We start from the raw sequence: 24215 nt of genomic DNA, 5'->3' as shown, positions 1-24215 counted from the left end.
GGTCAAAATCATGGGCGAGCTGCTCGGCATAAACGAACTCTGGTTGTTCATCCTCTCGGGGTTGCTGCTTAATGTCACGCCGGGCCCCGATACCGCCTACATCATCGGCCGCAGCATCCAGTTGGGCTGGCGCGGCGGGGCGGCGGCCGCGCTCGGCATCTGCAGTGGCTGTCTGGTTCACGTGTTCGGTGCAGCGATTGGCCTGTCCGCGCTGCTGATGACGTCGGCGGCGGCCTTTACGGTCCTGAAGCTGGTCGGCGCGGCCTATCTGGTGTTTACGGGCTTCCAGATGCTGCTGTCGCGCGCGGCCCCAATTGCTGAAGCAGCCGTGCAGGACGGGACGGTCTCGCTGCGCCGCGTGTTCTGGCAGGGGGCCTTGACCAACGTCCTCAATCCCAAGGTCGCACTGTTCTTCCTGGCGTTCCTGCCACAATTCGTAGCCGCCGATTCGCCGCACAAGACGGCGGCCTTCCTGGCCCTCGGCCTGATCTTCATCTTCAATGGCACGCTGTGGTGCCTCGGCGTCGCAGCCTTTGCGTCGAAGGCCGCCTCCCGCATCAGGCACTCCCAGCGCGTGATCGCCTGGATCAACCGCGTGCTCGGCGGGATGTTTATCTATCTCGGGATTCGCGTGGCGATGCTGCAGACCCGCTGATCTACCCCATTTGGGTGAGGCGCCTTTCAAGCCAGTTCGCGTCAGGAAAACGCGTCAAAGCAAGATAGCTGGAACCTGGTTCTGATCCAGCCAGAACCGGGTTCTAGCCGTGAATTTTCAGAAACCCGCCGACGGCGAGATAGAGCCCGAGGAAGATCATCGCGATCAGGAACCAGCGGCGGAACACGTCCGGCTGCATCCGCGTTCGCACCGCCTGGCCGATGAACATGCCGGCAAAGGACGCCGCCATCGCCACCGCGCCCGGCAGCGCGGTTGCGGCCGTCAGCAGGCCCGCCGCGGTGATGTTGAAGGCGAGCGCCACGGTGGCGACCGTGAAGAACACGCCGAGCGCCTGCACCAGTTCGTCCTTCTGCATGCCGATCGCCTGCATGAACGGCATTGACGGGATGACCTGAACGCCGGTCGCGGCCGAGATCACGCCGGTGACAAGGCCGACGATGCCGCCGATCCACTTCTCGTCGCGTTGCGCGACCTTGAAGCTGAATTTGCACAGGCCGACGATGGCATAGATCACCAGCAGCACGCCGAGGATGACGGTGCCATAGGCCGCATAGGGCCCGGTCAAGAGCCCGCCGTTGAGCCAGATGCCGATCACGGTGCCGACCATCAGCGGCCACAGCCGCCGCATGATGTCGCGCAGATAAGGGCCGCCGAAGGTCTGCCAGATGTTGGTGACGATCGCCGGAACGATCACGATCGCGATCGCCTGGCCGGGCGGCATCGTTACCGCGAGCAGCCCCATCGACACCGTCGGCAGGCCGAGCCCGATGACGCCCTTGATGAAACCGGCGAGCAGGAACGCGGCCGCAATGAGAATGAGCATGGAATCGATCATGCGGCCACATTGACCGATCGTGCTATCAGGCACAATCTGGAGATTACGGAGACAGCATTCGGCTACGCCGAAGGCAGATATCGGAATTCGTGATGCGCTTCGATCTGGTCGACCTACAGCTCTTTATCGCGGTGGCCGAGACGCGCAGCATCACCAATGGCGCGAACCGCGTGCATCTGGCGCTGGCCTCGGCCAGCGCGCGCATCAAGGGCCTGGAAGCCGCGCTCGGCGTGTCACTGCTGCAGCGTGGCCGCCGCGGCGTCGAACTGACGCCGGCCGGCGAAAGCCTGCTCGATCATGCTCGCATCGTCATGCACAATGTGGACGCGATGCGCGGCGATCTCGCCGCGTTCTCGCGCGGCGTCAAGGCCACCGTCCGCTTCCTCGCCAACACCTCCGGCCTGTCGGAATATCTGCCGAAGGCGCTGGCCGCGTTCCTGAGCCAGCATCCGCATATTTCGATCGACGTCGAGGAGCGCGAAAGCGCCGACATCGCGCGGGCCATCGCCAGCGGCGCCGCTCATCTGGGGCTCGCCGCCGAACACGCGCTGCCCGACGGCATCGAGCGGATCCCCTACAGCGAAGACCGCCTGGTGCTGGTCACCGCGCGCCAAGACGAACTGTCGAACCGGCGGCAGGTCGATTTCCGCGAGGTGGTGGAGCGGGATTTCGTCGGCCTGATCACTTCGAGCGCGCTGCACGCCCATGTCACCGGCCACGCCGCGCGGCTCGGTGCACGCTTGCGGTTTCGCGCCCGGCTCAACAATTTCGATGCGATCGGGCAGATGGTTTCTGCCGGCATCGGTGTCGCCGTGATGCCGGAAGTAGCGGCCAGGCGCTGCGCGCGGTCGATGAAGATCAGCGTCGTCAGGATCAGGGATCCCTGGGCCAACCGCAGACTTGCGATCTGCGCCCGCAGTTTCAAGTCGCTGCCGAAGCCGGCGCAGCAGTTGGTGGAACATCTGCGCAGGATGGCGCCGAAGTAATTTGGAGAAAGAGAATGCTCAAGGTCTGGGGACGCCGCAGTTCATTCAACGTCCAGAAAGTCATGTGGCTGATCGGTGAGCTTGAACTCGCGCATGAACATATCGATGCCGGCGGCTCGGCGGGCGGACTCGATGCGCCGGCGTTTCTGGCGATGAACCCGCACGGCCGCATTCCCGTCGTCAAGGACGGCGAGACCATTGTGTGGGAATCGCATGCGATCCTCCGATATCTGGCCGCGCGCCACGGCGCTGGTCGATTCTGGTCAGATGATCCCGTCGTCCGTGCCGCCGTCGACGGCTGGATGGATTGGTCGCAAACCGCGCTGCAACCGGATTTCCTCACCGGTGTGTTCTGGGGATTTTACCGGACACCGGAAGACAAGCGAAACTGGCCGGCGATCAAGGCCGCATTGGCGCGTTGCGCCAGGAATTTCGAAAAACTCGACCGGTTGCTGGAGGGGCGTAGCTTCCTGCTCGGCGAGTCCTTGTCGCTTGCCGACATCACGGCCGGGACGTCGCTCTACCGTTACTTCGAGCTGGAAATCGACCGCCCGTCATTGCCGCAGGTCGAGCGCTGGTACCGCGCCTTGCAAACGCGCGAGGCGTACCGGACCCACATCATGATTCCGTTCGGGGAATTATTCGGGCGGCTGGATTACTGAGGGCCTCCTCGCCAATCGGCGACATTCCAGCAGCCCGACGGCGAACAGCGGCCATCAGCGCTTATGAGATTCCTATATCGCGCGCAGCTTTGTCATATCGACTTTATATGCCAACGGACCAATCTCTATCGTGCTGTCGGAAGTCACTACCGAGCGGAATGGAGAGTGCGCCTCGCCGTACTGCTGGCGCTCTTTGTTCGTGTGGCCCTGCGTCCCAGCCAGGAGTTGAAGCGATGGTCGATATTGAATCGAAGCTGCCGTTGGACGTTGCACCTGCGTCCGATACCGATAGCCTCCTAGGCCCGATAACATCGCCGGTGATGCGATACCTTGCTGCAATCGCAATGATCGCCCTCGCGACGGTCGTCGCGATCGGTGTGGACAGCAAGATCGCGATCCCCAATTTGTCGCTCGTATTCGTCGTACCGGTGATCATCGCGGGCGTTAGCCTCGGCCTCGGACCGGCTCTCTGTTCGGCGATCCTTGGCGCCCTTGCTTTCAATTTCTTCTTCATTGATCCTCGCTACTCACTCGCCGTCGACGATGTGGCAAACATCTGGGCGATCGGGCTGCTGTTCGGTGGTCGGCCTCATTGCGAGTGGCGTTGCCTTCACCTCTGGCCGGAGGGCGATCGAGGCGGCCTCGTTAAGAAGGCAGGCGACGGCGCTGCAAAACTATAGCCGTGACGTCGTCGCGGCCGACGATACCAACGCGATCGTCTCGATCACTTCCCAGGCCCTTGAAGCGATCTTCCAGGTTCCCGCTGTCGTGATGCTTGTTACCGGGACAGGGTCGTTTCCCTCAAGGCAGCCGGCGACGTGGAACCCCAGGAGGCCGAACTGAATGCGGCGCGATCATCGCTGTCGACGGGAACTGTCCAGCGTTGCGAAGTCTATCCGAATCTGGCGTCGCGCTTCGACTTTTGGCCCGTAAAGACGGCCGGAGGCCCGAATGCCGTCATTGGACTAGCGTTCGACCCGGATGAACGTCCTTCGGCGCCGGATACGCTCGTCAACATCGTTGCGAGTGTTTTGGCCCTGGTGCTAGATCGTCAACATGCACGGGCTGGAAGCCCCGCTGAATAGGTCGTCCGGAGGAAGTTCGTTGTGAGCGTCGTGGCTGCCCACCTGTATCGCAACGGCAAGAGTGCAAGGGCCGTTTCGCTGGACGAGCCCATCGATTGCAAGGGCAAGTCCGAGTTTGTCTGGATCGGGTTGTTCGAGCCTTCGAAACGAGAGCTTGAGCAACTCGAGAAGAACTACGGGCTTCATCCGCTCGCGATCGAGGACGCGTTCAAGGCAAACCAACTGCCGAAAGTTGACGTCTACGGTGACCAGCTGTTTGTCATGACGCGCACGGCTCATCTTGAGCAGGATCACATCGCCTATGGCGAAACAGCGATCTTTGTCGGAAAGAATTTTATCATTACGGTTCGGCATGGCTCGGCGCGGGCGCACAGCGAACTGCGCGCCCAACTCGAAGCGGCTCCCAGCTTGCTGAGACATGGTCCGGATTATGTCCTGCACGCCATCCTCGACTTCATCGTTGATGGATACCTGCCGGTGGTCGAGACGATCGAGGAACACGTTCTCAAGATGGAGCAAAGCGCGCTTGACAGCTTCCTCAGTCGCGCAGACGTCAAACGGCTGTTCGGGCTGCGTCAGGAACTGATCCGCTTTCAGCGAATTATCGGCCCCATGATGGAGGTCTGCGGCCGGCTCGTCCACCTTGAGACACCGTGCCTCGATGCCAACGCCCGGCCCTATTTTCAAGACGTCCTGGACCACGTGCGGCGCGTCGAGGCGATGGTGAACTCGTTGCGAGACGTGCTGACCTCGGTCTTCGAAGTGAGCAATCTATTGGAGCAGCAACGTCAGAGCGCGATTACGCGGCAGCTGGCCGCGTGGGCCGCGATCCTGGCCGTGCCCACCGCGATCGCCGGAATCTACGGCATGAATTTCGAAAACATGCCCGAGTTGAAGACGCAGTACGGCTACTTTGTCGTGGTCGGAATTATCGCCCTGCTTTGCGCGGTGCTTTATGTGCGTTTCAAATGCGCTCGATGGCTCTGATACGAGTATGTGGTTCGCCGCATGACCGAGTTGGGGGCAATGATAGATCACGCGGCGGCCGAATGTCCGCTATCCCGCCAAAAGCGGCAATAAGTCATCACTTCTTGCGCCAGATATCCAGCAATGCGTCGGCCTTCGTTCGCAGCGGCAATCGTTCGTTGGTCAGCGCATCGAGGAAACCGGCAATGCGCTGCGACTTTGCCAGCGTATAGAGCGTGAGCGCGGCGAAAGCGGTTGCCGTTACGGCTACGTAAATTGTCTTCGCCGCGAGATGATGGTCGGTTGCGGCGATCAGGCTGCTCATGCCGAGGAAGCCCGTCGTGGTGGTGCCGATCAGGCCGATCATGGTCACGACGGTCAGCCTGAGGAAGATGTTCGACTGGCGACGCAGCAGATCGCTGTCGAGATAGGCGCCCATATCCTTCAGCTCTTCGCGAATATCGACGTACAGGCGGTCGGTGCCGAGGTGTTTGACCAGGGCATGGAACACCTCGCGCGTCTGCACGTGCTCCGATACGTCGTGAAACCAGTAGCGGTGGGTGAAGCGAAGGAATATTTCGAGTAGGCCCCTGATCTCGGCGCGGAATCGTCGCACGGTTTCCTGCTGCTCGATATTGAGGCGCGTCACAGCGTGCACCAGGCGGTCGGACATCATCAGCAAGGCGCCCTTGTGCATGTGCGCGATCAGCGCCAGCAGAAAGAACTGATGACGGAACTGGCCAAGAACGCCGCGCTCCGCATCCAGGAATACGGGCCTCGCGGCGTCGCCGACGATGAGGAACGCGTGATCGCAACACATCACGCGTGTGCGCAGCCGGGCGTCGGCTTGCGTTTCGTCATAGTACCTGTCGTAGCAATGGTTTTCTTCGAAGCTCGCCAGATATTTCTCGGAGTAGGGCAGCGCATGCCGGTCGCCGGGCGCGTTCGCGTAGGCCAGCCGGGCAAAGTCTGCCCGCGTCAGTTGCTCCGGATGTTCGACGGCGAGATAAGCCATCAACGGCATGCGGTAATATTCGAGTTGGCGGAACCGCAGCGCGCCCGCCTGATCGGAGTGATGGGCCGCCATCGGGTTGAGCAAATATTGCCAGTGCGCCGCGAGCGGCGGCGCCCGCTCGCGACACACCGATGCCAGATACTGTTTTCTGTCCTCGTAGTCCGACACCGCGAGCACGCGCCCGTCTGCCGCCAGCCATTCCACCTTGCGGGGGCAGTTGATGCCGTCTCCCTCTGCGGTCCAGCCCGCGGGATAGGCGCGGCCGAACCGGTGCAGCGAGTCCTGCACCACGTCGAGCGGCACGTCGGAGCCGGATACTTCGACGGCAAGAATGACAAGGTCGACGTCATAGAAAAAGTAGAGATCGACGTGCCGGACGTCGAACACAACAGGTGCGTCCCGTTCGGGGAAGAGTATCCTCACCGCTGCCACGTCCGTCCGGCGGTAGGCTTTTATCGGGGATTCGCCGTAGGCGGCCATGGAGCGGCGCTTGGCGCCTTCGCCGTAGAGCAGACGCTGCACATAGGGCAGGAACGTCACGAACTCGCGATAGTGCCGTTCCTGGAAGGCGTCGGGATCGGCGCAGAATTCGTCATCCACTTCCTTCCAGATCCGGCCGGCATCCTTCTCGAGCAGCTCCCAGTGATGATGGATCTGCGAGCCTTCCTTCAGCGGCAGCAGTTGAAGCGGCCAGAGCAGGATCTGGTGAAACGTACGCACCAGCGGTGTGGATTCGGGCGTGGATTCGATCGGGTCCGATGCCAGGCGCGCCTTGGAGTCCACCTTGGAGTCCAGCCCGCCGATCCTTTGCGACACCATGGCGCGTCCTCGACATTCGGTTTGGAGGTCAGAATACTGAACCATACGGCAAAAGCACCAAGCACTGTCCGCGCGTTGCTGTCGCACGCCGAAAGCGGACGACGCCAAATTCCGCATTGCAGCGGGAATGCCGCAAAGGCCAATAGACGACATTCCCGAAAGGAGTAGGCTGGCGAGCGTCTCATGCTTTTCTCAGGAGGTCACATGATACGGCACCTTTTCTTTGCCATCACCTTCATCGGCACCGGAATGCTCCTCAATGCACGGGCAGAAGCAGTTTCACCCTTGCGGTGCGAGGACCGAGCGGCAAATTGCGTTGGCAGATGTGCCAACCCCACTGGCGGGGGCGGTGACTGGCGAGGACATCAGAACAAATGCATGCGCTACTGCGAGCAGCAGGTGGGCAGGTGTCTGGCCCGCGCGCAATGACTCGCCGCTAGTAGCGCCTGGTGTTGGCGGAGATGCCAGAAAGATTTCGTTGCGGCGTCTTTTTTCTGCCCCCCGCGCAGAAACGAGAGCGGCAGCAAGGCGTGAGCACAGCGCCGTTCTTGAAGAGAATTACGCCTGGAGAGAATTACTTCGCCGTCTCCAGTCCGGCCTCCTTGATCACCTTCGACCACTTCTTGATTTCAGAGTCGATGAAGCCGCGGAAATGTTCCGGGCTGTCGCCGGCAACCGTGAGGCCCTGATCGGCGAGTTTTGCCTTGACGCTCGGATCGGCCATCGCCTCGTTGGCGATGCGGTTCAGCTCAGTGATGATCTTCTCGGGCGTGCCGCCCGGCGCGATCATGCCGTACCAGTTCTCGATCAACAGATCGGGCATGCCGACTTCCGCCGTGGTCGGCACGTCGGGCGCGGTCGGGGCGCGGGTGGGGGCGCCCAATGCAATTGGCTTCAGGGAGCCCGCCTTGATATGCGGCAGGATCACCGGCAGGTCGAGGAACGTCATCTGCACCTGCTGGCCGAGCAGGTCGTTGATGGCGGGCGCGGCGCCGCGATACGGCACATGCACGATGTCGAGTTTTGCGGTCAGCTTGAACAGTTCGCCGGCCAGATGCGGCAGGCCGCCGACGCCGGCGGAGGCAAAATTGAGCTTGCCGGGCTGCGCCTTGGCGAGGGCGATCAGTTCGGCCATGTTGTTGGCCGGAACGTTGCTGGCCACGACCAGCATTTCCGGCACGGTCACAACAAGCGTGACCGGTGCGAGGTCCTTTCGCACGTCGTAGGGCATTTTCTCCAGCGACGGGTTGATGACGAGCGAACTCGCGCTGGTGATGGCGATGGTGTAGCCGTCGGGCGCAGCTTTCGCGACCGCGTCGGTGCCCAGCACTCCGGCCTGTCCGCTGCGATTTTCAATCACGATCGGCTGCTTGACCAGTTCCGACATGCGCTGGCCGACCACGCGGGCGATGATGTCGTTCGGCCCGCCGGGTGGGAACGGCACGATCAGTTTGATTGGTTTGGTTGGAAAATCCTGTGCTGAGCCCGCGGCCGGCAATAGCAGCAGCGACAATCCGGTCGCCAGCGCGCCCCAAATCCTCATGCAAGCCTCCCTGCGCAGATGTCTAAAGCGTCTGTCGCGTCGCGGCTTATAGCAGATTTTTTGTACCCCGGGTTACGTCATCGCTTGGTCAAGGCACGAGTTCGTCGGTGGCCGCGAGGCGGACGGGTTTTTGGGAAATGAGATTGCACCAGACCCAATGATGATGCCGCATGACGCTGACCGCATCGAGGTGGGGGCGGTCGCTCAAGGTGTGGGCATCGGTCACTACGACGACGTTGTGCTGGTTCGAGACGGCGGATCGGACGGTCGCATCGACGCACAGATCGGTGGCCCAGCCGGTCACCAGCACGCGGTCGGGTGCGATCCTGCCGAGGCGGGCTTGCAACTCGGCGCCGGCGAAGGGGTCGTTCATGCTCTTCTGAACGACGACATCGGCCGGATCCCTGATGAGTTCGGGAAGCAGCGCCCAACCCGGCGATTGCGGTTCGAAATCGTCACCGGCATCGCCGCAGTGCTGAATGAAGATGACCATGCCGGACTGCGCGCGCACGCTGGCGGCGAGCCGGTTGATGCGGTCGATGACCCCTGGCAGATCGTGCTTGGGATCGCCGCTCCGCAGCCCGACCTGCATGTCCACGATCAGCAGTGCGTCCATGCGGTGCCTTCCGTGGCCTGGAGCACGATCGCCGGCCAAACCGTTTGTCCCGAGGAAAAAAGCCTGCCCCGCACGTGTTGCGGGGCTCGCCCCGCACTCGATGCGGGGTGGAACCGGTACTCCGGGGGGCAACACCAAGTGTTTGCCCGAAGATCGTCTTTAAAAAGAATGCGCTAGCTGTTGAGTAGTTTCATCGCCGCTTCGTGCACGCGGGCGTCGCCGGCGGCGATGATGCGGCCGCCGCTTTGGGCGGGCTTGCCGTCCCAGGTGGTGACGATGCCGCCGGCGCCGGTGATGATCGGGATCAAGGCGGCGATGTCATAGGGTTTCAGCTCGGTCTCGACCACGAGGTCGAGATGACCGGCCGCCAGCATGCAATAGGAATAGCAATCGCCGCCATAGCGCGTCAGCTTCACCGCCTCTTCGACGCGGCCGAAGGCGGCCCGGTCGGCGGCGTTCATCAGCAGCGGGCTGGTGGTGTAGGAGGTCGCATCCTTCAGCGAGGCGCAGCGCCGCACGGAAAGCTTCCGCTCGCCGGAAGGGCCGGAATAATGCGCCGAGCCGCTGTCGCCGGAAAAACGCTCGCCGATATAAGGCTGGTGCATCATCCCGAACACCGGTGTGCCCCGGTGCATCAGCGCGATCAGCGTGCCCCAGATCGGGAATCCCGCGATGAAGGATTTGGTGCCGTCGATCGGATCGAGCACCCAGACATATTCGGCGTTTTCCTGCTCGTTGCCGAATTCCTCGCCGACGATGCCGTGCTGGGGAAAGTTGCCCTTGATCAGCCGGCGCATGACAGCCTCGGCGGCGCGGTCGGCCTCGGTGACGGGATCGAAATCCTTGGCGCTCTTGTTGTCGATCGAAAGCGAGGTCCGAAAGAATGGCAGAATGGTTTCGCCGGAGGCGGTCGCAAGGCGGCCGATAAAGGCTGTGAAATCGATGACCGTCACGGCAGTTCCTTGAAAGGGCGGAGGGATGTTCAAGCGTTCCCGTTCTTGCCTAGCTCAATCCTGCGATGGGCGCACGATTAACGGAATGTTATTCCCATCTCATCCGACTAAGGGCCCCTCTTCATCCGACTCAGGGTCCCCCTTGGGGTTTCGAATCGGCTTCGTTTAGGCATGCATTTTTGGTGACACGGCTATTCACAACATCGAGATTTGTGAATTGTGGCCGCTCCGTAACACCGGGTTCCCACGGAATCCTCCTCGCAAGCCATTGAATATTAAAGTAAAAATTGTATTTAACTGACCTGTTGCATAACGGCCAGCCTCGCCGGGATTACGCTGGCAAAGTTTCGAAAGGACTTGCGTTTTGTGCAGCGCGGCCGCATATTGTTGCGGTGCGGTAGGGCCTCGCCCTATCGCTGCCCTCCTTGGGCGTTTCCTCCCTAGACTTGGGCCGCTTGTTCATTCAAGCGGCCCTTTTTTCTTTTGGAGCCGGTTTCTCTTTCTCGTCATTACGGGGCGCGCGCAGCGCGAGCCCGGAATCTATCGGGCGGCAAGTTACGTCGACGAATGGATTCCGGGTCTGCGCCAAGAGGCGCATCCCGGAATGACGAGAGAGATGCTTACTCCGCCGCGGCCTGGAACGGCCCGAGGTCGCCGAGCGGTACGGTGGCCAGCGCGTCGGCCAGAACGGCGAAATCGGCGGCCACCTGCGCAAAGCGCGGTGCGCGCTCGCGGCGGCGTTCATCCATATAGATCGCGCGGTTGAGTTCGAGCTGCACGGTGTGCAATCCGCTTGCCGGGTTGCCGTAATGCTCGGTGATGAATCCGCCGGCATAGGGCTTGTTGCGGCCGATCGAATAGCCGAGCCCGCTCATGACGTCCTCGACGACGTCGGGCAGCAGCGCGGCGCAGCTGGTGCCGTAGCGGTCGCCGATCACGATATCGGGCCGCCGCGGCTCGTCGCGCGATACGCCGATCGACGGCATCGAGTGGCAATCCACCAGGATCACGGTGCCGAACGCCTGGTGCGCCTTGTTGATCAGCCGCCGCAACGCGCGGTGGTAGGGCTTGTAGAGCGCCTCGATCCGGCCCAGCGCCTCATCGACATCGAGCCGCTCGCGGTAAATCTCCTGACCGTCGCCGACCACGCGCGGGATGGTGCCGAGACCGCCGGCGACCCGCATCGAGCGGGTATTGGCAAAGCTCGGCAGCCGCCCGGTAAACATGCGCGGATCGAGCTCATAGGGCTCGCGGTTCACGTCGACATAGGAACGCGGGAAATTGACCCGCACCGTCGGAAAACCGCGGTCGCTCAAATCGGCGATCAGTTCGTCCATGAACGAATCCTCGGAGCGGCGCAATGCTGCCAGATCGATCCGGGACGCGTTGAGGAATTCCAGCGGATAGACCGAGCCGGAATGCGGGGAATTGAAGATGATCGGCCCCCGCCAGCTGGCCGGCTCCACGATCTCGAACGGAGGCGACAGTTCGCCATCAAACTGGGTCATCGTCGGGCGCCGTCCTTGGATCCGTGCTTCCCAGGCAGTCGATCAAGACAGTCGATCAAGCCTCGCGATAGAGCAACCGATTCTGCCGGAAAACCAGAGATTTTATGAGAATGCATTGTCGGTAATCACAATCATTCTGCCAAGTGAAAAAAGCCGCAATGGTGCTGGAACACATCTCAAATGCGGAAAACGCCTGCCTTGATTGATCTCTGGCGCGTTCCGGTACAGAAATAGCGCCGCTCTGCGTGACCTGCACACTGCTGCCTTTCACCCGATCTTTACCGTCTGTCGGGCTTAGTGTGCGGACTGCCCCTCCAAGCCGGATTCGACGACAGACCGCCATGCACAAAATCCTCCTCGCCGAAGACGACAACGACATGCGCCGCTTCCTGGTCAAGGCGCTGGAAAACGCCGGATTTCAGGTCTCGCCCCATGATAACGGCCTGTCGGCCTATCAGCGGCTGCGCGAGGAGCCGTTCGAGATGCTGCTGACCGATATCGTGATGCCCGAAATGGACGGCATCGAGCTGGCGCGCCGCGCCTCGGAACTCGACCCCGATATCAAGATCATGTTCATCACTGGCTTTGCGGCCGTTGCGCTGAATTCGGATTCGGAAGCCCCGAAAAACGCTAAGGTGCTGGCCAAGCCGGTCCATCTTCGCGAATTGGTCAGCGAAGTGAACAAGATGCTGGCGGCCTGATTCGGACTATTCAAAAGCGTTTTCGAGCGAAGTGGGTACCGGTTCGCGTGAAGAAAACGCGTCAAAACAAGAAGTTTTACCTCGAAATCACACCGGAAATTACCCAGAAGCGTCCTTGCGGGGGCGCTTTGGAGCCGATATACGGACCGCACCCAATACGATCAAAGCTGGAGCGGGATGGTCATCCCAATCTAGGGCGCGTAGCTCAGCGGGAGAGCACTACCTTGACATGGTAGGGGTCACAGGTTCGATCCCTGTCGCGCCCACCAGCCTTCGCTCGCTTCGCGAGCTACGGCTGGGCAAGCCGGAACGTATCCTATCGTAGCGAAGCGAGCGAAGGCTGCCTCGCCAAAGCCCCTTGGCGTAGGCGGGCTGGCGCCGCGATCTCCGCTCCACCTCACATCCCCAAATTCTTCATCGCCGCCGCCACGGCCGCGCCCACCAGCATGGCGCTGAGCGCGCTGCGGGTGACGGCGGCCACGATCGCGGCCGCCGCAACGGCCATCCAGATCCGCGGCGCCGCGGCCAGCGTTGTCGGGATGACGATCGAAATCAGAACCGATGCCGCCATGTATTTGAGGAACGCCTCGATGCGCGGCGTGATTTCGACGTAAGACATGATCCAGACGCCGCCGACCCGCGTCGCCATCGTGACCAATGTCAGCAACAGGACGGCGGCCACCGCCGCAACAATATCAACCATGGCGCCAGGTTCCGACGATCCCGCCGGCCAGCGCGCCCGCGATGATATGCCAGCCCGGCGGCAGAACATAGGTCCCGATCACGGCGACCGCCGCCGCCGCGAGCCACGGATACAGGTCTTTGGCCCCCTTCCATTGACCGACGACGACGGCCGCGAAATACGTGACCATGACCGCATCGAAGCCGAAGCGCGTCAGATCGCCGAGAAATGAACCCGCGAGGGCGCCGACCGCTGTGCTGGCGATCCATATCAGCCACATCGCGATGCCGCTGCCGAACAGAACGCCGGCGTCGATTTCTCCCCGCTCGCGCGCGGACATCGCATAGGCAAAATTGGCGTCGCTGAGCCAGAGCAGCGCCCCCAGCCGTCGCATGACCGGAATCTGCAGCAGCCACGGCGCGAGCGCCGCGCCGAGGAGAATGTGCCGGGCGTTGACGGCGAGCACGGTGAGCGCCAGCGTCGCCAGCGGCAACGGCGCATACCAGAGATCCAGCAGCGCGAACTGCGAGGCGCCTGCATAGATCGCAATGCTCATCAGGACGCTGACTTCGGGCGGGATGTTCTTGGCGGAAGCGGCGACGCCAAACGCGATGCCGAACGGGATCAGGAATACGGCGATCGGTGCGATTTCAACGCAGCCACGCCACACGCCTTTTGCGGTGAAGCGTGGACGTTGTGCCGATTCGGTTGCCGTCGTCTGCGCCGCCATGCGGCTATTTGAAAGCGAAGCGCTGGTTTGGTCAATCGGGTCGGCGCCTGTTGCGGTGTATCAATCCCCCACTGCAACCAGTCGTATCCTTCAATCCCTGCGCTGCTCATTGGTCGTCTGTCGCAAATCCATCAGCGCGCCAAGAACGGCCGGCGAATGCAGGGCGGCAAATGTCTCGCGTGGGCTGAGGAATGTGGCCGCCTCGTCGAAGGTTTCGGCATCCTCGATCTTGGCGCGCGCGATCGCGAGATGCGGATCGACCTCGCCGCGATTCCGCGGCCTTGGGCCGGACAGATTGCCTAGATGCGCCTCGCGCAGGTCGGCGTCACGGCGCAGTTCGAGAAGCGGGCAGGAAACCGCCCGGTGCGAGGCGCTGGCCAGTTCGTTGGCCCGCAGCAAGACCTGCGGTGGCGAGGTCTCCTCCGGTGTCTTGAACAGGCTGGAAGCAGCGCCTGCGCTGGCCGAGGAAGACAGCGTGGCAAGCGGAATGGCAAGCAGGAGGCCGAGAATGACCGGCAGCATCCATAGCAGCAGCGGCAACGACACCGCGTAGGCGCTGATCGCCATCGCGACGCCAAAGAATGTCGGAACCGAATATTTGCGAAGCGTATCCTGACGCGACACCACGCCGTCGTCGCGGCGTTGAACCTGCCATCCGGCATCGCGCCCCAGCAGGATCTCTCCGACCGCGGACGATTGGAAGACCATCATCACCGGCGCCGTCAGGCCCGAAAGGAATGTCTCGGCGCAAATCCCCGCAAGGGCCCGAAAGCCGCCGCCGAACTTTCTTCGCTCGTCACGATGGGTGAGCATGACGATATAGGCGAGCAGTTTGGGAAGAATCAGCATGCCCATCGTGGCGACGAATACCCAGGCCGCCAGGATCGGATCCTGCGCGGGCCATGTCGGAAACAGCGAAAATCCCTTCGGAAAATATTCCGGCCTGACAAACTGCGCCTGCAACGAGACCAGGATGCCGAGTCCCAGAAAGATGAACCAGAGCGGCGCCGTCAGGTAGGATCCGATCCCGGTCAGGAGATGGAGCCGCGAGACCCAGTGCAGGCCGCGCGACGGCAGCACCGCCAGATGTTGCAGATTGCCCTGACACCAACGCCGGTCGCGGGCGGCGAAATCCAGCAGCGATGGCGGGCATTCCTCGTAACTGCCGCCGAGCGTGGGCGCCATATGGATGGCCCAGCCGCCACGCCGCATGAACGCGGCCTCGATGAAATCATGGCTGAGGATGTGCCCGCCGAACGGCTTGCGGCCCCTCAGTTCGGGAAGGGCGGCGTAGCGCGCAAAGGCGCTGATGCGGATGATGGCATTATGCCCCCAGTAATTGCCTTCGGATCCATGCCACCAGGCAATGCCGGCGGCGATCAGCGGACCGTACAACCGCCCGGCAAACTGCTGCCACCGCGCGAACAACGTTCTGGCGTTGACCACGATTGGCAGCGTCTGGATCAGCGCGACGTGTCGATGTTGCTCCATCGCGGCGACAAGCCGCACGATGGTGTCCCCCGTCATCAGGCTGTCGGCATCCAGAATAAGCATGCACTCATAGTCGGAGCCAAACCGCCTGACCCAATCCTCGATATTGCCGGATTTCCGCGCGGTGTTTTCCGGACGGTGACGATAGAAAATCCTGGCTGACGGCCCGGCTTCATGCCGGAGTCGAAGAAAACACTTTTCCTCGGCGATCCAGATCCCGGGATCGGTCGTGTCACTCAGAACGAACCAGTCGAACTGGCAAGCGTATCCGGTTTCCTCGACCGATTCGCAAATGGCGCGCAGCCGGGCCAGAACGCGATAGGGGTCCTCATTGTAGGTGGGCAGCAACATCGCGGTCCGGCTTTCGATCGCCGGCAGGGCCGCGCTGGCGTCGATGCCAAGTTCGTCCTTGCGTCGAAACAGCAGCACGAAGAAGCCGGCGATCGCCGACGTGAAGGAAAACGCAATCCATGCAAACAACAGCACGAACAACACGAGGATCATCCACTCCAGGATCGTCACGCCTCCGACCTGGAGCACCTGGTACATTTCGTAGCAGCCGGCCAGGGTCAGCATGACGGTGCCGGCAAGGATGCATGCGCGCCTGGGCCATGCCGCCGTGAAATCCGCGGCTTGGGCTTGCGGTTGGAATCGCTGCTGCTGCGGGAGCGCCATTTCCATTGGCGCCTCCCGCGGCAGGAATTGATTGGAGGGATCGCTGCGCTGAAGCGATCCGTGGACCTTCCCTAGGGTGTCCATCGATATACCCAGACCTCCGATACCGGCTCGTTCTCCTGCATGAGCGATGCGCGTATCTCGACGGGGTTCTTCTCCTTCAGGAGTTCGAAACTCAAACGCCAGCCGCCCGAGGCCGGATTCGGCTGGGTAACGATGTTCTGGATCTTGGCCTTCTCCGCGGTCACAACGCCCCGCAGAACCTTTGGATCGACGGACTTCAACTTGTCGCCGATCAGGTCCAGCACGAACAGCGTCGCGTTATCGCCTCTTGCGCCGATGCCGGTTCGGGAAAACCGCGCCAGCGGGGACGGCTTCGGAATGTCGGGGCCCCAGTTCAGCCGATAGGTGTAGGTGTGTTCGCCCTTGGCCTGCAAAGCGGCCTTGGGTTGCCAAAAGCTCGCAATATTGTCGTGCACTTCTTCCTTGGTCGGAATTTCGATCAGCTTGACCGAACCTTCGCCCCAGTCTCCGATCGGCTCCGCCCACAGACTTGGCCGCCGCTCGAAACTGGATTCGAGGTCCTGGTAGGCGAGAAAATCCCGCTGGCGCTGCATCAACCCGAAGCCATGCGGGTTGAGGTCGGCGAAGGCGCTGATCTGAAGATCCCTGGGATTGTGCAGCGGCCGCCAAAGCTCCTCGCCGCGGCCGTTGGACACGAACAGCCCGTCGGAATCATGGACGGATGGCCTGAAGTCGTCGACGTCCTTGCGGTCGTTCGGTCCGAAAAAGAACATACTCGTCATCGGCATCAGGCCGGCGCGCTCCAGATTCACTCTGGGATAGATCGCCATTTCCACGTCGAAGACGGTGGCATCGCCGGGCCGGATGGTGAAGCGATAGGCCGCCGCCGCACTTTCGCTGTCGAGCAGGGCGTGCACCACAATGGATTTGGCGTTGGCTGCCGGCTTCTCGATCCAGAATGCCTTGAATGACGGAAACTCTTCGCCCTTGGCTTCGCCGGTGTTGATCGCAAGCCCGCGGGCCGACAGCCCATACAATTGGCCCTTGGCGACGGCCCGGAAGTAGCTCGCGCCGAGGAAGACACAAACCTCGTCATAATAGTCGGGCTTGTTGATCGGCGCATGAAGCCGAAAGCCGGCAAAGCCGAGATCGACACCTGCGCCGGGCGGCGCCAGCTTGCCGAATGAAAAAAGGTCGGGCTGGTAGGCGATCTTCGCTGCCTGGCCGTCCTTTACCTCAAAGATATCGACCCGGTTGGCGTAGAAAAATCCCCGATGAAAGAACTGCGCTTCGAAATGCAGCTTTTCGCCGCGCCAGAGCGCGCGTTCCGGCAAGAACCGTATTGCCCGGTAACGATCGTAATCCAGATCCTTCAGATTATCCGGCAGCTTGTTGTCGGGCGCCTTGAACGCTTTGCCGGCGAGATCACGGGCCATTTGCCGCACAAGAGACCGGTCGAACGGCATCGGCTGCGCGTTCGCGGAGGTCAGGAGTCCTGGCGCCGCGATCGATACGAGCGGCAGGGCGGAAGCTGCAAGGAAATCTCTGCGGTTCACAAAATCACTCGTGGTTGCTGGCGACCATGAGCAACGCAGTGCAGCAATAACGGTTCCTGCGCACGGAACCTGATTGCCGGTTTTTCCTGCTCCAGCAGGGCTTAGTGGGCCAATGTGTGGCTTATTCGCGTGACCACGCGGTCCCATTGCCGTTTTTCCGCGGCGGGATAATTGATCAGGACGCAATTCATATAGCCGGCCGAACGGTTACAGCGGTTGTACCAAATCCGGTCGTTGCGGATGCTGGACACCACGAAGAAGTTCGGCGTCACTCTTTTGTAGATGATGCCAGGCGGCGGATTCTTCTTCGCCAGAAACGCCGCGGGCGAGTCGTTTTCGGGATTTGCAACCGATTGGATGGTCAAATCAGCGCGGCGATCGTCGGTGTAGAAACGCCGCCCGGTTCCACCATCCGGCAGTTCGGCGTCCGTGCTGAAAATCGTCACCGGAATTTCGACGTTGGTTCCGGTGCTGGGGATTACATACCTCTGCCACTCCACGTTGGCTGCCAGGACGGTCGCCGGGAGGAGAACGGGAACAAGAGCCGTGAACAGGCGGAACGTGCGCACCAGGAGATCTCCGGTTCGATCGAAGCACAATCGAGCCGATCGGCATTCGTTCCATAATGGACTGCACGTTCGGTGAGGACGTCGACCCGGGCGGAGCCCGGAAGTCGGGCTAAGCCAAACCTTTGCCCGCGATGTGCCGTCCCGCGATGTACCCAAACGTCAGCGCCGGCCCGAGCGTAATCCCCGCGCCCGGATAGTTGCCGCCCATGATGCTCGCCATGTCGTTGCCGACAGCGTAGAGGCCCGCGATCGGCTGGGCGTCGGCGCCGAGCGCCTGGGCGTTCGCGTCGGTCCGGATGCCGGCATAGGTGCCGAGATCGCCGATCACCATCTTGATCGCGTAGAACGGCCCGTCCTTGATCGGCGCGATGCAGGGGTTGGGGCCGTGCAGCGCATCGCCCTGGTAGCGGTTGTAGGCGCGCGAGCCCTTTCCGAATGCCGGGTCCTGTCCGTCGGCGGCGCTCTTGTTGAACTGCGCGACCGTGGTCTCGAGTCCTCTGGCGTCGATGCCCGCCTGCGCAGCGAGTTCAGCCAGCGTCGCGCCGCGCTTGAGATAGCCGGTTCGCAAATGGTGGCCGAGCGGCATCGGAAACGGCGGCACGCAGCCAAGGCCGTATTTGCGCAAGGCGCGGTGATCGCACAGCAGGAACGCCGCGATCTCCTCGCCAGGTTTTGCGACCTTCATCATGTCCTGCACGAAGTCGTGGTAGGAATTGCCTTCATTGGCAAAGCGCACGCCTTCGCGCGTCACCGCGATCACGCCGGGTTTGGCGCGGTCGATGAAATGCGGCATCACGCCCTTGCTGCCGTCCTTGCGCGTGGTGATCGAGACCGGCACCCACGCCGCGGCGTTGGGCAATGAATCCTCGGCGCGTCCGCCGGCGGATTCCGCCAAACGCAAGCCGTCGCCGGTGTTGCCGGTCGGGCCGGGCGAATAATGCTCGTTGCCGGTCGGCGCATGCGGGAACATCGCCTTGCGCCTCGCCACATCGTGCGGAAAGCCGCCGCAGGCGAGGATGACGCCGCGCTTTGCATGAATGCGAATCTTGCGCCCGTCGCGTTCGACGATGGCGCCGCGCACCGCGCCGCTATCGCTGATCAGTTCGCGCACCGGCGACGCCAGCCATAGCGGAATTTTCAAATCGAACGCCGATTTGGCGAGGCGTCCGGCCAGCGCATTGCCGTTGGTGAGGTTCATGCCGCGGCCGTGGCGGATCACGTCGACCAGATGCTTCGACAGCCGCTTGGCGACGAACAGCGCCGAGGTCAGCGACTTGGTCGCGCGCATGAAGTGGACGATCTCCTTGCCGGAGCCCAGCATCATGCCGAACACGGTGAGTTCGGGCAGGGGCGCGCCGATATCCTTGAGGTGCTCGCCGAGTTCACTTCCGTCGAACGGCCGCGTCACCATCGAACGGCCGCCTTGCGTGCCGCCGGGCGCTTCGGCGTGATAATCCGGAAAGGTCAGCGGCATGTCGAAACGCACGGCGGTCTTGCTGGTGAAGAAATCCACCGCTTCGGGCCCCGCGGTCAGAAACGCATCGACGCGCGCGGCATCGTAGGAATTGCCGGCCTCATGCCGCAGATAGGTCCGCGCCTGCTCGGGGCTTTCGACGATGCCCCAGTTGCGCGCCAGCGAGGTGCCGGGAATCCACAGCCAGCCGCCGGAGCGCGCGGTGGTGCCGCCAAAGCGCGGCTCCTTCTCGACCACCAGCACCTTGAGCCCCTGATGCCCCGCGGTGACCGCCGCCGACAGGCCGGCACAGCCCGAGCCGACCACCAGCACGTCGCATTCGTAAGTTTCTTGTTGTTCGCCGCCCGCCACGCGATCCACCCATTGTTCTTGTTCTGGGCGGACATTGGAGGCGGATAGATTTGTCTGTCAATGCGCGCTTCCCCCTCTCCCCTTGTGGGAGAGGGTGGCTTCGCGAAGCGAAGACGGGTGAGGGGTTCTTTCACCACGGTACGGCTTGGATGAGGATAGAGACCCCTCATCCGGCGCTTCGCGCCACCTTCTCCCACAAGGGGAGAAGGAAATAAGGAGCACCTCACTTGGCGAACGGATTCTGCCAACCGCCGCGCGCGGCAGGAGCGCGCGGCGGATAGGCGGCTTCGAGATAGCCCAGCACCACGGCGCGATCCTTGTCGTCGAGCGGCGGCATGTTGTGCCGCCTGATCATCAGGTTGATCGAGTCCTCCCACTGCGCGCGCGTCAAACCTTGCTGGGCCACGAGCTTGAAGCCATGGCAGGCGGTGCAGGCGTAGAAGGTCTCGTCGCGGCCGGTCCCGGCGGCAAATTCCTCCGGGCTTTCGTCACGCGGCGTGAAGGCGGTCTGGGCGATCGCCGGCGTCATCCACAGCAGTGCGGCGACAGCCATTCCCAAAGGTCGCAGCATCAGCCCACCAGCACCGCGATCCGGTGCATGGCGTTGCCGCCATAGCCCTGCGGATTCCAGAAACCGGCCTGGTGCGGCTGCATCGTTCCCTTTGAATCGGTCGCGCGCGTCCAGATTTCAAAATAGCCGTCGGAAGCCAGCTTCACGCTCGCGGTCCAGCGCTGCCAGTCATACTTGTTTTTCGGCTTTTCCAGCTTGGCCCGCTGCCAGCTCGCCCCGAAGTCGATCGAGACGTCGATCTGCTTCACCGTGAGATCACCGGCCCATGACGCGCCGCGCAGTTTCAGCTCCTTCGTCCCGGCCGCGAACTTGGCGCCGTTCGCCGGGCTGGTGATGACAGAGCGAGCTGGCATCGATTCCAGGATCCGGAAATTCGCCGGATCGCCCTTGTCGCCGGGGATCATCGGCTTGATCGGAACGCGATAAGAAAATTCCGTCATGCCCGGGCCGTCATGCTCCTTGTCGCGGATAGTGATCTTGGTCAGCCATTTCTGCGACGCCGAGCCCGGCCATCCCGGCACGATCAGGCGCACCGGCCCGCCATGAATGTTCGGCAGCGGCTGGCCGTTCATGGCCCACACGATCAGCGTGTTCGGATCCATCGCCTTCTCGATCCGCACGCCGCGCGAGATGCTCGGTTTGCTGGCGTCGCCCGACAGATGCAGGTCGGCCGCATAATGCGCGGTGTATTTTGCGCTTGGCTTCAGCCCCGCGCTCTTGAGCACATCGGCAAGCGGCACGCCGGTCCATTCGGCACAGCCGACCCCGCCATTGCTCCACTGGTTGCCGCGCGCCGGCGGCGAGAATGCCCCGCGACCGTTGCCGCCGCACTCCAGCACGATGCGCCGCGTCACCGCCTTGTATTTCGATTTCAACTCGCCGAGCGTGATCTCGATCTTGTTGTTGACCTCGCCGTCGATGGTAATTTTCCAGGCATCGGGATTCTTCGTCTCTTCCGGCAGCTGCCCGTTGTTGCGGATGAAGAATTTCTCGATCGGCGTGGTGTCGTCGTCGAGCAGGCTCTCCGGCGTCTCCGCCACCAGCGGCTTGTCGCCGAGCAGGATGAGCTTTTCATTCTTGCCGGGGAATTTCAGATATTGCGGCCCCTTCGGCGCGGCGGCCGCGGGCGCCGTGCCTTGTGCATAGGCGGCGGAAATGTCGGCGCCGCCGCCGGAAATGCCGAGGGTGACGCCGAAGGCAGCAAGACCCGTCGTCCCCAGGAATCTGCGCCGGTCGATCTGCATGCTGTTCTCGCTGCGGGCGGCCTTTCGCTCCGTATGCGTCATAACGTTTCTCCCCCGGTCCTTGTTTCTTGCGGGTTCAGCCGGAATCTTTCCCGGCCCCGCTTGACGCGAGTATTTGCGCTTTGCCGCCGTGCCGCAAGGCTGCGCATATCGCTCGCTATGCGTCCACCCAATGTCTGCCACCCGGTCGGTTTCCACGCTCGACCCTTGCGCTGCCGGGGCATCGGCGGCACATTTGCGGCGCGGCGGAACGGTCGCCAATAACGAGATATCCCAGGGAAACGCCATGGCGGCCACGCGGATCGACTGCGACATCCATCCCGCGGTGGGCGGAACCCGCACCACGCTGCTGCCCTATCTCGATGATCACTGGAAAGAGCAGGTCGTCAGCCGCGCCATCGACGGCCTCGATCTCAATTCCTATCCGCCGAGCATGCCGCTGTCCGGCCGCGCCGACTGGCGCCCCGCCACGGGCAAACCGGGCAGTGATTTGGCGATGGTGCAGCGCGGTGCATTCGACCAGCTCGGCGCCAGCCACGCCATCTGCAACGTGCTCTACGGCGCGCAGGCGGTGTTCGATCCCTATATGGCCGCCGCCTTCTGCAAGGCGATCAACGACTGGATCGCGGCCGAGTGGCTGTCGAAGGACAAGCGGCTGCGCGCCTCGATCGTCGTGCCGATGCAGGCGCCGGATCTCGCGGTCGAGGAAATCGAGCGGCTTGCCGGCGATCAGCGGTTTGTCTCCGTGCTGGTGCTGGCGCAGGGCGATCAGCTGCTCGGCAAGCGGCACTTCTGGCCGGTGTACCAGGCGGCCGAGAAACACAAACTCCCCATCGCCATCCATGCCGGCAGCCAGTATCGCGGCGCGCCGAGTTCGATCGGCTGGCCGTCCTACCGCTACGAATTTTATTTGATGGAGGCGCAGGCGTTTCAGGCCCAGATACTGAGTCTGGTCTATGAAGGCGTGTTCGGCAAATTCCCCGGCCTCAAAGTGGTGCTGATGGAATCAGGCGTCAGCTGGCTGCCCGCCTTCATGTGGCGCGCCAACAAGACCTGGCGCGGCGTGCGCGTCGAGGTGCCCTGGGTCGAGCGCGAGCCGGCCTCGATCATCCGCGACCATTTTCGCGTGACGATGCAGCCGTTCGATGGCCCGCCGGATGCGGCTGGTGTCGCCGATATCATCGAGCAGATCGGTTCCGACAAGATGTTCCTGTTTGCGTCCGATTATCCGCACTGGCAGTTCGACGGCGATGACGCCATGCCGCCGCATCTGCCGGCCAGTATCGTTTCGCGTATGTGCGTCGACAATCCACTTGAGACGTTTCCGCGGCTGAAGCTTGCGGCTTGAACTACCTCATAAGGAGGATCGCATGAGCGACGTCATCGACCGCCCGATTCTGGAACAGGAAGTCGCCGCCAAGAGCCGGCTGCGCATCATCGATTGCGACGTGCATCCCAGCATCCATGCGCATACCGACCTCGACCAGTTCATGACGAAGCGCTGGCAACAGCACTTCAGGGAATATGGCAGCCATCTGCGTACGCCCTATATCGGCACCACGCCCTATCCGCGCTCCTCGCCCTTGATCGCGCGGCGTGACGCGTGGCCGCCGACCGGCGGACCTCCGGGATCCGATCTCGCCTTCATGCAGAAGCAGCACCTCGATCCCCTCGATGTCGAGTACGGCATTTTGCAGGTGCTCGACCTCTTCATCTTCTCGCAGCAGAATCTGGAATTCGGTGCCGCGATCCAGCGCGCCATCAACGACTGGCAGCTTGCCTTCTGGTCGGATCGCGATCCGCGCCTGAAGGCCTCGATCCTCGCCGGCCAGGACGATACGGCGCTCGCGATTGCCGAGATCGAGCGTTGCGCCAAGATCGGCCGCTATGTGCAGATCAACGTCTGCCCGCGCGCCAACGAGCCGCTCGGACGGCGCCGCTACTGGCCGATCTATGAGCGCGCCCAGGAGCTCGGCCTGCCGCTCGGCATTCACGTCGGCGGCTATGGCGGGCACGCGCCGACCGGCGGCGGCTGGCCGTCTTATTATGCCGAGGAGCACCAGAGCAACGCGCATACCATGGCGTCGATGCTCTGCAGCCTCGTGCTCGAAGGCATTCCCGAACGTTTCCCCAAACTGAAGATCGTGTTCATCGAGGGCGGCTTCGGCTGGATCCCGCCTGCCATGTGGCGGATGGACCGGCACTTTGAGGCCTTCCGCAGCGAGGTGCCGCATCTGAAGCGCAAGCCGTCGGAATATGTGAAGGAGCATTTCTGGTTCACGACGCAGCCGATCGACGAGCCGGACGAAGCAAAACATCTGCGCTCACTGATCGAATGGGTCGGTGTCGATCGCCTGCTGTTCTCGTCGGATTATCCGCACTGGGATTTTGACGATCCGCGCTTCGCGTTCAGGACACCGCTGTCGGAGATCGAGCGGCAGAAAATCTTCAGCAGCAATGCCCGCGCGGTCTATAAGTTATGA

The 24215-nt window shown here is 62.4% G+C and carries 22 protein-coding genes and 1 tRNA gene; 9 read left to right on the top strand and 14 right to left on the bottom strand.

Annotated elements, in window-relative coordinates:
- Window positions 1-19: 19 nt before the first annotated feature.
- Window positions 20-655: a LysE family translocator gene (locus JQ574_RS27075; RefSeq protein WP_212211559.1), complete on the top strand. Its 636-nt coding sequence runs from the start codon at window positions 20-22 to the stop codon at window positions 653-655.
- A 103-nt stretch (window positions 656-758) separates the two neighbouring features.
- On the opposite strand, the gene JQ574_RS27070 is transcribed toward JQ574_RS27075, so the two are convergent.
- Window positions 759-1511, bottom strand: coding sequence for a sulfite exporter TauE/SafE family protein (locus JQ574_RS27070; protein ID WP_212211466.1), 753 nt, complete (start codon window positions 1509-1511; stop codon window positions 759-761).
- Window positions 1512-1603: 92 nt separating this feature from the next.
- On the opposite strand from JQ574_RS27070, the gene JQ574_RS27065 reads away from it, so the two are divergent.
- From JQ574_RS27065 to corA, 4 genes are all read left to right on the top strand, one after another.
- Window positions 1604-2497: a LysR substrate-binding domain-containing protein gene (locus JQ574_RS27065; protein ID WP_212211465.1), complete on the top strand. Its 894-nt coding sequence runs from the start codon at window positions 1604-1606 to the stop codon at window positions 2495-2497.
- 14 nt (window positions 2498-2511) lie between these two features.
- On the top strand, window positions 2512-3159 hold the full coding sequence (locus JQ574_RS27060) for a glutathione S-transferase family protein (protein ID WP_212211457.1): 648 nt from the start codon (window positions 2512-2514) through the stop codon (window positions 3157-3159).
- A 233-nt stretch (window positions 3160-3392) separates the two neighbouring features.
- Complete coding sequence (locus tag JQ574_RS35265; protein WP_249119622.1) at window positions 3393-3839, top strand: DUF4118 domain-containing protein; 447 nt, start codon at window positions 3393-3395, stop codon at window positions 3837-3839.
- A gap of 426 nt (window positions 3840-4265) precedes the next feature.
- On the top strand, window positions 4266-5231 hold the full coding sequence (corA, locus tag JQ574_RS27050) for a magnesium/cobalt transporter CorA (protein ID WP_212211456.1): 966 nt from the start codon (window positions 4266-4268) through the stop codon (window positions 5229-5231).
- 97 nt (window positions 5232-5328) lie between these two features.
- On the opposite strand, the gene JQ574_RS27045 is transcribed toward corA, so the two are convergent.
- The 5 genes from JQ574_RS27045 to JQ574_RS27025 form a co-directional block, all read right to left on the bottom strand.
- Window positions 5329-7044: a hypothetical protein gene (locus JQ574_RS27045; protein ID WP_212211455.1), complete on the bottom strand. Its 1716-nt coding sequence runs from the start codon at window positions 7042-7044 to the stop codon at window positions 5329-5331.
- A gap of 574 nt (window positions 7045-7618) precedes the next feature.
- The gene (locus JQ574_RS27040) at window positions 7619-8587 is read right to left on the bottom strand and encodes a tripartite tricarboxylate transporter substrate binding protein (RefSeq protein ID WP_212211454.1); all 969 of its coding nucleotides are present in this window, start codon (window positions 8585-8587) and stop codon (window positions 7619-7621) included.
- 88 nt (window positions 8588-8675) lie between these two features.
- Complete coding sequence (locus JQ574_RS27035) at window positions 8676-9203, bottom strand: isochorismatase family protein (protein ID WP_212211453.1); 528 nt, start codon at window positions 9201-9203, stop codon at window positions 8676-8678.
- Between the two features lie 173 nt (window positions 9204-9376).
- Window positions 9377-10156 (bottom strand): histidinol-phosphatase, encoded by a 780-nt coding sequence (gene hisN, locus JQ574_RS27030; protein WP_212211452.1) that lies wholly within the window; start codon window positions 10154-10156, stop codon window positions 9377-9379.
- Window positions 10157-10776: 620 nt separating this feature from the next.
- Window positions 10777-11664, bottom strand: a complete 888-nt coding sequence (locus JQ574_RS27025; protein WP_212211442.1) for an N-formylglutamate amidohydrolase — start codon at window positions 11662-11664, stop codon at window positions 10777-10779.
- A gap of 341 nt (window positions 11665-12005) precedes the next feature.
- Between JQ574_RS27025 and cpdR the strand changes: the two genes are divergently transcribed.
- Together cpdR and JQ574_RS27015 are read left to right on the top strand one after the other, a co-directional pair.
- The gene (cpdR, locus tag JQ574_RS27020; RefSeq protein ID WP_074823489.1) at window positions 12006-12365 is read left to right on the top strand and encodes a cell cycle two-component system response regulator CpdR; all 360 of its coding nucleotides are present in this window, start codon (window positions 12006-12008) and stop codon (window positions 12363-12365) included.
- A 194-nt stretch (window positions 12366-12559) separates the two neighbouring features.
- Window positions 12560-12634 (top strand) — tRNA-Val (locus JQ574_RS27015).
- A 128-nt stretch (window positions 12635-12762) separates the two neighbouring features.
- Here JQ574_RS27015 and JQ574_RS27010 read toward each other — a convergent pair.
- From JQ574_RS27010 to JQ574_RS26975, 8 genes are all read right to left on the bottom strand, one after another.
- Window positions 12763-13068 carry an AzlD family protein gene (locus tag JQ574_RS27010; RefSeq protein ID WP_212211440.1) on the bottom strand — a complete coding sequence of 102 codons (306 nt, stop codon included), beginning with the start codon at window positions 13066-13068 and terminating at the stop codon, window positions 12763-12765.
- Window positions 13061-13777 (bottom strand): AzlC family ABC transporter permease, encoded by a 717-nt coding sequence (locus tag JQ574_RS27005; RefSeq protein ID WP_212211438.1) that lies wholly within the window; start codon window positions 13775-13777, stop codon window positions 13061-13063. Before JQ574_RS27005 ends, JQ574_RS27010 begins: the two co-directional genes overlap by 8 nt.
- A gap of 90 nt (window positions 13778-13867) precedes the next feature.
- Entirely contained in the window at window positions 13868-16027 is a 2160-nt protein-coding gene (gene mdoH / locus JQ574_RS27000) for a glucans biosynthesis glucosyltransferase MdoH (RefSeq protein WP_212211436.1), read from the bottom strand.
- Window positions 16015-17523, bottom strand: a complete 1509-nt coding sequence (locus tag JQ574_RS26995) for a glucan biosynthesis protein G (protein ID WP_312014712.1) — start codon at window positions 17521-17523, stop codon at window positions 16015-16017. Before JQ574_RS26995 ends, mdoH begins: the two co-directional genes overlap by 13 nt.
- A 101-nt stretch (window positions 17524-17624) precedes the next feature.
- Window positions 17625-18092 carry a hypothetical protein gene (locus JQ574_RS26990; RefSeq protein WP_409363429.1) on the bottom strand — a complete coding sequence of 156 codons (468 nt, stop codon included), beginning with the start codon at window positions 18090-18092 and terminating at the stop codon, window positions 17625-17627.
- 109 nt (window positions 18093-18201) lie between these two features.
- Window positions 18202-19917 carry an FAD-dependent oxidoreductase gene (locus JQ574_RS26985; RefSeq protein ID WP_212384084.1) on the bottom strand — a complete coding sequence of 572 codons (1716 nt, stop codon included), beginning with the start codon at window positions 19915-19917 and terminating at the stop codon, window positions 18202-18204.
- Window positions 19918-20140: 223 nt separating this feature from the next.
- The gene (locus JQ574_RS26980) at window positions 20141-20470 is read right to left on the bottom strand and encodes a hypothetical protein (protein ID WP_249119620.1); all 330 of its coding nucleotides are present in this window, start codon (window positions 20468-20470) and stop codon (window positions 20141-20143) included.
- Window positions 20471-20487: 17 nt separating this feature from the next.
- The gene (locus JQ574_RS26975; protein WP_212211431.1) at window positions 20488-21774 is read right to left on the bottom strand and encodes a sulfite oxidase; all 1287 of its coding nucleotides are present in this window, start codon (window positions 21772-21774) and stop codon (window positions 20488-20490) included.
- Between the two features lie 244 nt (window positions 21775-22018).
- Between JQ574_RS26975 and JQ574_RS26970 the strand changes: the two genes are divergently transcribed.
- Both JQ574_RS26970 and JQ574_RS26965 read left to right on the top strand, forming a co-directional pair.
- Window positions 22019-23080: an amidohydrolase family protein gene (locus tag JQ574_RS26970; protein WP_212211429.1), complete on the top strand. Its 1062-nt coding sequence runs from the start codon at window positions 22019-22021 to the stop codon at window positions 23078-23080.
- A 22-nt stretch (window positions 23081-23102) separates the two neighbouring features.
- Window positions 23103-24215 (top strand): amidohydrolase family protein, encoded by a 1113-nt coding sequence (locus JQ574_RS26965; protein ID WP_212211427.1) that lies wholly within the window; start codon window positions 23103-23105, stop codon window positions 24213-24215.

The organism is Bradyrhizobium sp. AUGA SZCCT0158, from assembly GCF_018130065.1.
In the GTDB taxonomy this organism is placed as follows: domain Bacteria; phylum Pseudomonadota; class Alphaproteobacteria; order Rhizobiales; family Xanthobacteraceae; genus Bradyrhizobium.
Note: the sequence above shows the minus strand (reverse complement) of the source record. Positions and strands in the feature narration are given on the sequence as shown.